The organism is Mesorhizobium sp. P2_F5 (assembly GCF_056403715.1).
Window position 1 is genome coordinate 226,970 of the sequence record NZ_JBFUEY010000009.1, and the last position, 11,272, is coordinate 238,241.

Annotated in this window: 8 protein-coding genes; 6 read left to right on the top strand and 2 right to left on the bottom strand. The window is 60.9% G+C overall.

The window, feature by feature from the left end; genetic code table 11:
• Nucleotides 1–173: 173 nt before the first annotated feature.
• Entirely contained in the window at nucleotides 174–2,753 is a 2,580-nt protein-coding gene (locus AC1DYO_RS15470; protein ID WP_477264574.1) for a DUF6212 domain-containing protein, read from the top strand.
• Between the two features lie 265 nt (nucleotides 2,754–3,018).
• On the top strand, nucleotides 3,019–3,306 hold the full coding sequence (locus AC1DYO_RS15475; RefSeq protein ID WP_181059053.1) for a hypothetical protein: 288 nt from the start codon (nucleotides 3,019–3,021) through the stop codon (nucleotides 3,304–3,306).
• 36 nt (nucleotides 3,307–3,342) lie between these two features.
• On the opposite strand, the gene AC1DYO_RS15480 is transcribed toward AC1DYO_RS15475, so the two are convergent.
• Nucleotides 3,343–4,356, bottom strand: a complete 1,014-nt coding sequence (locus tag AC1DYO_RS15480) for a glycosyltransferase family 2 protein (protein WP_477264576.1) — start codon at nucleotides 4,354–4,356, stop codon at nucleotides 3,343–3,345.
• A 130-nt stretch (nucleotides 4,357–4,486) separates the two neighbouring features.
• Between AC1DYO_RS15480 and AC1DYO_RS15485 the strand changes: the two genes are divergently transcribed.
• A complete protein-coding gene (locus AC1DYO_RS15485) occupies nucleotides 4,487–7,789 on the top strand; it encodes a DUF6212 domain-containing protein (protein WP_477264578.1) in 3,303 nt (1,100 codons plus the stop codon).
• An 89-nt stretch (nucleotides 7,790–7,878) separates the two neighbouring features.
• Complete coding sequence (locus tag AC1DYO_RS15490; RefSeq protein ID WP_477264580.1) at nucleotides 7,879–8,655, top strand: OmpA family protein; 777 nt, start codon at nucleotides 7,879–7,881, stop codon at nucleotides 8,653–8,655.
• Nucleotides 8,656–8,710: 55 nt separating this feature from the next.
• On the opposite strand, the gene AC1DYO_RS15495 is transcribed toward AC1DYO_RS15490, so the two are convergent.
• Nucleotides 8,711–9,319 carry a TetR/AcrR family transcriptional regulator gene (locus AC1DYO_RS15495; protein WP_477264582.1) on the bottom strand — a complete coding sequence of 203 codons (609 nt, stop codon included), beginning with the start codon at nucleotides 9,317–9,319 and terminating at the stop codon, nucleotides 8,711–8,713.
• A 136-nt stretch (nucleotides 9,320–9,455) separates the two neighbouring features.
• On the opposite strand from AC1DYO_RS15495, the gene AC1DYO_RS15500 reads away from it, so the two are divergent.
• Together AC1DYO_RS15500 and AC1DYO_RS15505 are read left to right on the top strand one after the other, a co-directional pair.
• On the top strand, nucleotides 9,456–9,917 hold the full coding sequence (locus AC1DYO_RS15500; protein WP_477264584.1) for a carboxymuconolactone decarboxylase family protein: 462 nt from the start codon (nucleotides 9,456–9,458) through the stop codon (nucleotides 9,915–9,917).
• A 178-nt stretch (nucleotides 9,918–10,095) separates the two neighbouring features.
• Nucleotides 10,096–11,253 carry an ATP-grasp domain-containing protein gene (locus tag AC1DYO_RS15505; RefSeq protein WP_477264586.1) on the top strand — a complete coding sequence of 386 codons (1,158 nt, stop codon included), beginning with the start codon at nucleotides 10,096–10,098 and terminating at the stop codon, nucleotides 11,251–11,253.
• Nucleotides 11,254–11,272 lie beyond the last annotated feature (19 nt).

Here is an 11,272-nt window from a genome sequence, read left to right on the forward strand (position 1 = left end):
CGGCACGGACATCATTGCGGATCGACTGTGCTGGGGAGCGCACTCGGCGGAACTGGATCAGAGGAAGTCGGATGGCCGTTGGTGGCAAGGAGCGGAGGCCGTCAAAGGAAGGCAAGCCTCGCCGCGTCTGCGTCGTGACAAATGTAATCGGTCAGGCTGGCGAAGACGCCGCCATGGTCGAACTGGCCAGGCTTTTCGCCGAAGATGGCGACGACGTCACCCTGCTATGGGTTCCCGGCAGGGATGCAGCATCTCTAGAGGAGGAGGCAGCGCGCCACCGCGACCTGGAGGCGGCCTCGGTGCGACTGGAAGTTCTCGACAAGTCCGATCAGTTGCTTCCTTCGCTGGCGACGCCCGAGAGCCGGTCCGCCGCTGTGCTGCATTATCTCGAACGGTCCAGCCACGATTTGGTCTACGCGCCGCTTGAGGGCGGGTTGCCTTACTACACGCTGCTGGCGGTCGAGACCGCGGCCTTTGCCGCGCCGCCGATCGTGGTCGTCGCCCACGCTCCGGAAGAATGGGAACATGACGCCGACAAGGCGTTCATGGACAGCACCGAGGCGATCGCCGTCGCCTACATGGAGAAATACTGCGCCGAGATGGCGAACAGGACGATCTGTGTGTCGGCCGCCTTGCGACAGTGGATGTTGTCGAAGGGCTGGAAGGTGAAGAAGGCGATCGTGATGCCGATGTTGCTGATGCAGGATCGTCTCGGTCCAGCCGGAGCGCGGCCGTCGATTGCGAGAAGCGCCAGAGAACTTGCCGTCTTGGCCGGCTGGCGCTTCCGCGATGGCCTGACGCTGCTTTGCGACGCGCTCGACATCATCGCGCCAACAGCGCCAAAAGAGCTGACGGTCACCGCATTCGGTCCATTCGGAAAGATCATGGGCGAGCACAGCGGTGGACTGCTTCTGAGGCGCGCCGAGCGGTGGCCGTTCAAGCTCAACCTGTTGGCGCACGCAAGCCCCGCCGCAAAGCTCGACTACGTCGCGCGGACCGGCGCACTCGCCGTCATCCCCGCCCGCGCCGCATCGACAGGCGCGGCGGTCGCCGCCTGTACCGAGGCGGGATTGCCTTTCGTTGCGACCAATGTCGACGCGAACGCCGAGAGCTGGAATGCGCAGTCGAGGCAACCGCGGCTGGTCGATCCTGACGCTGCCGCGTTGGCGCAGGCGATTTCGGCGGCGCTCAATGACCCGCCTCGCCCGCTGCCTGTCGACCGCCAATGTCGGCAGTCCTGGCTGGATACGCGCAATTTGCCGACGCCGGCCAAGCGCAGGCGCGTCGACAAAAGTGCCGGGTCGTCACCACTGGTCTCTATCGTCATGGCCCATCGCAACCGGCCACTCTATCTGAAACAGGCAATCGCGGCGATCGAGGCGCAAACCTACGATCACCTGGAACTGGTTCTGGTCGACGACGGAAGCGACCTGGACGAAGCCAGGCGATTGCTGGATACGCTGGAACCGACCTTCCGTAAGCGCGGATGGAAAATCCTGCGCCGACCGCACAAGCATCTCGGCGCGGCGCGAAATGCCGGCATCCGCGCTTCGCGCGGCGCGCTGATCCTGTTCGTCGACGATGACAACGCGCTGTTTGCGGAGGCCGTCGATCATTTCGTGCGTGCGATGGCTACATCGGGCGCCGATATCTGCACTGCGTTCCAACTGATCTTCTACGAGGATTTTGTGCCCGAGGATCGCGCCGACGGGCTGATCCAGTACCTGCCCCTGGGTGGTCCCGACGCGCTCGGCCTGATCCACAACGTCTACGGCGACGCGAATGCGATGATGCGCCGATCTGTGTTCTCGCAGATCGGGTTCTTGATCGAAAAACCCGGCTACGCCATGCACGACTGGGAGTTCTTTGCGCGAGCCTCTCTCGCGGGTCTCAAGATCAGGACGATTCCAAAGCCGCTATACTGGTATCGCTCGAAACCGGATGGAATGTTCCGGACGTCGAATTGGTACGACAGCCGGCTTCCCGTCCTGGAGGCGTTCAGGTCGAGCCAATCCGATGACGTCCGCCTGCTGCATCATTTGGCCATCGCCCAGAACACGCACCGGTCCGAAATTGAAAGTGCCCGCGAAAACCTGAAATATGTCCCCGGCAATCGAAAATATCTGGAGCTGTGCGACATCGAACCGAACAGCGATGCAGCTATAGAGAAGCTTGCGAGCATTGCTGGGTCGATCGGCCGCCCCGATACGGCTGCCACCTTGCTTGGACGCCCCGCCGCCGCCACACACCACGATGCCCCGAACCGTCCTGATGTCAGCGGCAGTTCGATCACCCTCGACTACGACATACTGAGGAGTGCACGGTTGCTTACACCGCGCGTCTCGGCTCTCCCGCTGCTGCTTGTCGCGCCGGATGACGGCGGGGTGTTCTTGCGTCCGCATGCGGACGGCGCGGTCGCTGCATCGCTTGATCATCATTTTCCAGCCTTCTTCCGGAAGGTGGAAGCAACCGTTGAAATCGCTCATGCCGATGCGCCGGCGATGGATTTTGCTCTCGCCCTTGCTCGACCCGACCAAACCATAGATTGGCAACAGGACGTCGGCGCGCAAACGATCGCCTTTTCAGGCTGGATAAGCATCGAAGACAGATTTGTGCGCCATCCCTTGGTGGCAGCGCTTCGCGCACGACGGAAGATGCCGCTTTCAATCGTTCTCGCCGTTCGTTTCGCTGGAACGTCCAATGGTTTTCCAACCAATGCTTTCTTTCGGAAGCTGACACTGTTCAGCGACTAAAGCGCGTCGCGCCTGAACGGCCTCATGCAACGCGCTTTAGGTTGTTGTATTTATGCATGTCGTTGTCCCAAAACCGCTGCGCACTTTTGGGCGCATGCATTAGCGGCGATCCGCCCAAGCAAACGAAATCCCCGAGCGCCAGCGAGGCCCCGGTCCGATCAATTGCGCGCGTTAACCACGTTTGCCCAAACTTGCCGAAATGGTTGACAAAACGTTAATAGATGCTAATATTTCAGTGGGTTGTTTTGTGTGTGTGGGGTGCGTTATGCGCAAGGTTCATTCTTTGCTTTTGGGCGGACTTAGTCTGCTGGGGCTGAGCGTCGCTTTCACAGGCGCGGCGCAGGCGAGTATCGATGTTGGCGTCAAGGAAGCCGAGCTCGCATGCGAGCAGGCCCTCAAAACCGGCACAATCGAGGCGCTTGAGGACTATCTGCACCGTTACCCGAATGCTCCGACCGCCTGCAAGGCGCTTGCTCTCAACAGTCTGGGCCAGTTTGCGGGCGGTGATGGGAGCAATGACCACGGTGAAGGCGGCGGCCGCTACGGCGGATAAGCATCAGCCAAATTTTGCCCTTCAATAATTCGCACGTCAGTTAGCGTAGTCGCTACCTTGGTGTTGTATGGCAAGGGTTGATACGAATCCGGCATAGCGCTCCGAGGTTTTCATCCAGCCGAGCTCCACCAGTTGCGCGGCGTCACCGCGATAGCGGACAGACCTTTGATTGCGGAGCGCGAGTTTCGGATTGCGCTCCAGGGCCTCCATGTAGGCAGCACGCTCCTCAAGCGTCTTTTCCTTGAGTTGCGCATTTTCACTCAGAGACGACGCTGATTTCTGGCGAAACCCCCAGATGAATTTGAAGTGCAGCAATGCGACGCGGAGTTCGCTGAACCGGACCTTGCTGATCGTGTGCTGTGCGACGTGATAATGCGTGCCCCGCCCCCATTTTACGATCGGCACCTTTGTCAGGCACGGGGGAAAGGTTTGCTTGAACCGGCCGTGCCAGAAGACCCGTTCCCTCACGCCACCGAACATCTGCTCGGGTGGATACATACCGTCGCGGGCGCGCAGCCACCCTGGCTCCGGGTCGAAGTAAGGTGAAGCTTCAACAAGCGGGATCGTGCCATCATAGCTGTATTCGGCCAACGGGCCGTCGGCATACATGTCGATCATGGAGCCGATAACTGCGTCCGCGCCGGTCGAATCGAGATAGCTGCAAAGCTGCCGCAGGTTCGCTCGCTCAAGATCGGGATAGACGAGAAGCTCGTCAGCGTCGATCGAGAGGCACCAATGGCCGGTGCCGAACACATTCATGAGCGTGTTGATCCATCGCGGCGGATCGATGTTTTCAGCGAAATGCGATCCTTCCGTGTGGAAGCAGTGGCTGTCCGGCTGCTCCAGGATCAGCTCACGCGTCCCGTCCGTGGAGCCATTGTCCAGGAAGAAAAAGCGATCGACGCCGAGGCCGCGGTAGTGGTCGAGAAGTTGCCGCAGCAATTTGGCTTCGTTGCGCAGTCCGACAAAGCACAAGATCTCGCCATCGGTCACGTCAATCGGCCGGTCGTCCAGGCGCGCAAGATGTTTTGGGGAGCGAAGTTCAACCATCCGAACGTCATCAAACCAGTTCACGCGAAAGGCAGGTGCGGTATGGAGAGTCCCGCGAAACGATTATCAAAGTGTTATCCAACTGTTGGCAAGACTGTTTCGAACGAAGCGGGCTGACAAGGGGGACTCATTGAGCGTTGGTTCCAAGGCAGGCGCAATGCCCAAGGGCAAGCGACAGGCAAGCCAGAAGCCTCGCAATGTGTGTGTCGTTTCGGAGGTTGAGTTCGGCTCGACGGTTACTGGTGATCACGGGTCGGTGACCTACGCGCTGGCGCAGCATCTGGCGGGAACCGGTGACACCGTGACGCTGCTTTGGGCGCCGAGCCCGCTCGGCAGCCAGCCCGACGATCAGGAAATCGCCAGGCTACGCAAATGGTGCTTCGACAATTTCCTGGTGCGGCTCGAATTGTTGCCTCAGTCGCCCGAGTTGCTGCGCGGCATGGATTCCAGCGACAAGAACTCATTGGCTGTCTACCACTACCTCAAGCAGAACGCATTCGACGTCGTCTATTTTGCGCTTGAAGGCGGACTGGCGCATTTCTCTACCCTTGCCAAGCGAACAGGCGTCTTTCCCGACCCTCCTGCGATCGTCGTGCTCGCGCATGAGCCGCTTATGTGGAAGCTGGAAGCCAATTCCCGGGCGGTCGAACGAAAAGAGCAGATGACCGTCGCGCATATGGAAAAGACGTCGGCCGAGACGTGCGACCATCTTGTCATCGCTGGCCAGTCGCTGCTCGACTGGATGGCCAAGGCAGCATGGAAGCTGCCCACCAGCCATCACATTGCTGCGCCCCTCGAGCCGGAGGAGTGGCGTTCGAACTTCGCTGTCGATCACTACAGGCCGCGAGAGCGGCCCGCCGCCGAAGTGGTTCATTTCTCAGGCACAGAGGCGCGTGATGGACTGACGCTCTTCTGCGATGCGCTCGATCGTCTGGCCGACCGCGGCGTCACCGATCTGACAGTGACCGTTGTCGGCACGTTTGGTCATGTCCTGGGCGAGCATTCGGGCGGCATGATCGTTCGGCGTGCGCGGCAATGGCCGTTCAAATTGAAGCTCCTGCCCATTCGAGATGAGCCTGATATCTACAGGTACCTGCGGCAGAGTCATGCGCTGGTGGCGATGACGCACTCAGCGGCTCAGCTCCCGCTGGAAGTGATGACGTGCCTCGACGAAGAGATTCCGTTCGTCGCGACAGATGTCGGCAGCATACGTGACGTGCTCCATCCGAAGTCGGCTGACGCCGTCATGATGGAGGCGTCAGCTTCCGCCATCGCGGCCAAAATTGCGTCTGCGCTTGAAAGCCGATCGTTTGGTCCGGCAAAGCCCCTGCAAAAACGGGAAGCGCGCGAGAAAGCCTGGAGCAGGCTGCACGCAAAATTCTCCCGTGATCCCGGTAAGGTCTCCAGCCGCAGCCGCAGCCGGCCACCGCTCGTTTCGATCATAACGGCGCACTACAACCGGGCGCGCCTGTTGCCCCAGGCGATTGCCTCGGTCCGACGCCAGGACTATTCCAACATCGAACTGATCGTCGTCGATGACGGCAGCACCGATCCAGATGCAATCCAATTGCTGGCAGAGCTCGAACCGGAGTTCGAGCAGCGAGGCTGGCGGATCATCCGGCAGAAGAACGGCTTCCTCGGCAAGGCGCGCAACACGGGAATCCGCGCCGCCAAGGGTTCACTGATCCTGTTCCTAGACGACGACAACGTGCTGTTCCCAAACGCCGTCAGTACGTTCGTCACCGGCATGCAGAATTCCGGCGCCGATATCTGCACAACCTTCGCCAAGTGGCTCAACGAGCCCTTCGTGCCGCCGGACACCAAGAGCGGCTACATGCTTTACTTCCCGGTCGGCGGGCCTACGGACATCGCCTTGCTCAACAATCCGTATGGCGATGCCAATGCGATGTTCCGGCGTGAGGTGTTCGACAAGATAGGTTACCTGAACGAAGAGCGGGGGTTTTCCGCAAGCGATTGGGAGTTTTTCCTTCGCGCGGACCTGGCAGGCCTGGAGATCGTCCCCGTCCCGGAACCGCTCTATTGGTACCGGTCGGCACCGACTGGCATGAATCGAAATGCCGAGTGGTTGAGGAATCGCAAGCCGATCATCGCTGTCTTTCGAAAGCATAGATTCGCGAAAACGAACATGTTCGTGCAACTCGGCATCAGCTCGAACACCGACAATCATGAGAAGGAGCTCAACCTCTGGAATTTGGAGCTGCGGGTCAACGACGAGCGGTATCTCAGATTGAGCACTGGTCCCGCCAATACCGCGGACGCAATGCAGTTGCTGGCCGAGATCGCGGCACGCGAAGGCAGGGCGGATACCGCAATTTCGCTTCTCGCCCATGCAGGACGAACCGACTTCGCCCTGGGGGTGGTTGAAATACTCAACGCGGCGACCGAAGAGACCGTGCCGGAGTTGCATTCCTCACTTTACCGCGAGCAGTATCTTTCCGCCGAGCCCATGCGCCTGGCTCATGTCAGTTCGTATCCGGACGCCGATCCGGACCTGCTGAGCTATGTCGAACAATCGCCGGACCAGTTGTTCCTCGAAGCCAAGGGCAACAACGTCACCATGGCTTTGCTGAAAGGCGTCTGCCCGCCGGGCGCCATAGGCGCGAGTTGTTGGGTTTACCTCGATGAGGAACTGACGGGCTCTGCGCAGTTTCAGCTCGCGATGGTGGACGCGGAAAACCAGACCTTCAGCAATCTCGCCCAACTGCTTGAGGATGGGAGCGGGAGCGGTTGGGCTGATGTCAGCCGACGGCACGAGGCGCGTGAGATAGGGGCGACCGTCAGTTCGCCGGCAACCGGCCGACGCGATTTGTTGTTTGCAGTCAAATGCGGCGGCAGCCGCCCGGACGCGCGCGTACTCGGCGGCTTTTCGAGCGTCCAGATCCGCCATGTCGTTTCGACCGACGCGAAGCGCCCGCGCCTCAACGCACCGCAACAGCGCCAACGCATGCGTCGAATGACCAATGATGAGCTGAAGCGTGCGACGCTTGTGACCAACTATCCGTCCGAGCTGCCGACGCTGCTCATCGCCGGCGACAATGGCGGCATATTCCTGCGGCCGAACACGCATGGCCCGGTTGTTGCCGCCCTCAATTCGGCCTTCCCAGCCTTTGCCAGAAGTGTCGTCGCGACGGTGGAGATCGCTCACGATGACGCCTCCCCATTCGAGTTCGCCATGGCGCTGGGCAGGCAGGAAGAAAAACTCGTCTGGAAACACGATGCTCCTGTCGGCGCCTTGTCATTCTCCGGATGGACGCGCGTTTCGAGACCTTTCGAACTGCATGACCTGAAAGTTTCGATCCGGGAGATCGATCGCAAGTGGCTGACGATCTATCTGGCAATCCGATTGCCACGCGGCTCGAAGCCGATGCCGTCCAATGCTTTCTGGCGCAAGCTGTTGCTGGTGTGGGACTGACAGGCACGCGTCGTCGATCGCGAGAACGTTACCTTGTCGAAGAACTGAATGCGGTACTAAACTGAGCGAGTTCAGGGAGGTGCCAGAAGATGAAGAAGTCATTCAGTCTTGTTCTGGCCCTTATTATCGTTGTCGGCAGCGCAGCATTTTTCACAGCGATCGCCCAGGAGCGCGACGTGGGCCCGAAATGCGTCCAGTGGAACTCGTACCACGTCCTGTTCAATAAGGGCGACGGCAAGATATCCGGGGAATCCGCTAAGGCCCTGGCAGCTTTCATCAAGGATGCCGGGCACGATTGCGGCTACCGGCTCTACGCAACGGCGAGCAAGGAAGGCAACTACGGCAAAGCCTACGACATCGCTGGTCGCAGGCTCAATGCAACCGGCGATTTTCTCAAGGCGCAAGGCGTCAAGCCCGAAATGGTGCTGGCGCTTTCGCATTGGGTTGACGACGGCGCCGCCGACACCAATACGGCGCGGAGCGCGATACTGTACACGCTGCCAAAGCAAGGAATATCGTGCCGGCAATATGAGAAGCGCAGCGCTGTGCAGGTCGACCTGTTTTTCTATAGCCAGTCGTATGTGATTTCACCGCAGGTCAAGGCCGACCTTGAGAAGTTCGCTGCCAGCATCCGAGACTCGCGCTGCAATGTCGAACTGACGGCTTTCGCGGCCACGGAATTCACCGGCGCCGGCGCCGCAAAGACGAACAAGGAACTGGCCAAGCAGCGCGTGAAGGCGATCGAGGATATCTTGACCGCGGCCGGGATCGACAGCGACCGTCTGGTGGACACGAACGTCGAGTACGTTGGCGACCAGAAGCCGAACGTCGTTCGCAGTCGTCTGGCAACCGCGTCCCTGATGTAGCGTCTCGCGAAATCTGGATTGGCCGGCCGCCTTTCGGGCGCGCCTTGCCTGACAACTACCTTGTGTTGGCGCTGTCGCGTACACGCTCCATCTCGTCCAGCAGCATGTCGAGGCCGAGTTCGAAAGTCTTGTCGAATTCCGCCTTGCCGAAGTAGCGGCCGGCGACAGCGACATTGGGAAAATCGCGCGCAAGCTGCTCGTCGCTTACGGTGGTCACGGCCGAAGGGCCCTGAGCGTAGCCGGCGGTCTCATCGAGCAGCCCGCCCGTCATATAATAGCCGACGACCCGGAACAGCCTTGCCGTCGTTTCCTGATCGAAGCCGCCGTCCTTGAACAGTCCGATGACGCGGTCGAGATAGGCAAGACAAGTGGGCGAATTCATCCGGTAGGTGAGGAAATATGTCGCGAAGGCCGGATGCTCGCGAGCGATCCTGCGATAGTCCAATATGGCCATGCGTATCCTTTGCCGCCAATGCAGGCTGGCATCCGGCATCTTCAGTGGGCCGAACAGCCTGTCGACCAACGCCTCGAACAGATGCGCCATTGACGGAAAGTGGTGATAGATGCTCATCGCCTCGCAGCCGAGTTCGGTTGCGAGTTTGCGCGTCGAGAAGCCGGCAAAACCCTCCCGCTCGATTACCCCGAAGGCGGCATCTTCAATCATCTCGCGGGACAACCGGCCGCGGGCTCGCTTTTTTTTGATCGATGATTCCATGGCACCGCTTGACAGCTTACACTGTAAGGTTCAATTTTCGACACACCTTACACCGTAAGGCAAACCGGAACCAGAGGAGAAAATCATGTCTGCCACACTTTCATCGACCCATTCCCTCGTTCGCTCCCTACTGGCGGCCGCCGCTTGCACGCTGACCTTGACGCTGGCCGCACCCGCCCACGCCGATGACTATGATGCGACCATCAAGGACATCCAGTCGACCATGGGCGGCGTGCCGAGCTTCTTGAAGCAATTCCCGAAAGCTGGTCTGCCCGGCGCATGGGCAGAGGTCAAGGCCATCGAGCTCAGCGACAAGACGGCGCTGCCGCCGAAGGTCAAGTCGCTGATTTCGCTGGCGGTGGCGGCGCAGATTCCGTGCAATTACTGCATCTGGTCGGACACAAAGGACGCCAAGCGTGCCGGCGCGACCGACGAGGAGATACAGGAAGCCGTGGCGATGGCGGCGCTGACCCGCCACTGGAGCACCATCTTCAACGGCATGCAGGTCGACTTCGACACATTCAAGAAGGAAATGGGCGGCGAGTAGCGCCGATTTGACCAGCACGCAGCCGGCATGATGCGTCATCGACGTGCCATGCCGGCGGCTTCGATGACGGCGTGCTTCACCTCGCGCCAATTGCATCGGGACGTTGTCAACACCGCCGATTTCGCGCAAGCCTGACTGGAGAGTCGCGATGGGCGGGCGGGCTTGATGCAGGTCTTCGATGGCAGGTAGCACAGTGCTGATCACGGGCGCCCGCGCGCCGGTGGCGCTGCATCTGGCGCGACTGCTGCACGGCGCCGGACGGCGGGTGATCCTGGCCGACAGTCCGGCCCGGCCGATCGCGGCGGCTAGCACGGCATGCGCCGCCTACCATCGCCTGCCGCCGCCACGCTTTGCCGGCGAAGCCTATGCCAAGGCCGTGGAAGCGCTTGTCCGAGCGGAGGGCGTGGAAACAGTCATCCCGACTTGCGAGGAAGTCTTCTATCTCGGCCAGATCTGGCGCGATCGCGCCATGCCGGCCCGCCTGTTCGCGCCCGACATGGCGATGCTCGCCCGCGTCCACGACAAGCATGCCTTCATCCGGCTGGCGCAAAGCCTCGGACTCGACGTGCCGGAGACAATGCTGCTGCAAAGCGATGCCGATCTTGCGACTGTGCGCGATCGTTCGCGCGAGCTGGTGTTCAAGCCGGTGTGGTCGCGTTTCGCCCGTGACGTGCGGCTGCGGCCATCGCCAGGCGAACTCAATGTCATCCGCCCCTCACCCACCACCCCATGGGTGGCTCAGCGTTTCGTCGCCGGCGACGAGATCGGCGCCTATGCGGTGGCGCTGGACGGCAGGCTCAAGGCGCTGGCGCTCTACCGTTCGCTCTACCGCGCAGGCAAGGGCGCCGGCATCTGCTTCGCGCCGATCGAGGACGCGGCTGCCCGGCGCTTCGTCGAGATCTTCGTCTCCGGCGCCGGCTGGACCGGCCAGATCTCCTTCGACCTGATGCGCGAGAAGGACGGAACGGTTCTGCCGCTGGAGTGCAATCCACGCGCTGTGAGTGGCCTGCATTTCTTTCGCAATCCCCAGCGCTTCGCCGACGCTGTGCTGGACGACGGCCCGGAGGTGAGGCCTGATGTCACCAGGCTGCAGACGGTGCGGCTGGCGATGTGGATCTACGGGCTGCCGGCGGTGCTGCGATCCGGTGGTCTCGGCCGCTTTCGCCAAACTATGCGCGACGCCGATGAGTTGCTCGATTGGACGGATGATCCCGCGCCTAGGAAAGCGCAATGGCGCGCTCTGGCCGAGATCGCCGGCACAGCACTGCGTCAGCGCATCAGCCTGCAGGCCGCGTCGACGCGCGACATCGAGTGGAATGGGCCGGAGCAGACGTAGAAGAGATCTCGCAGTTTTC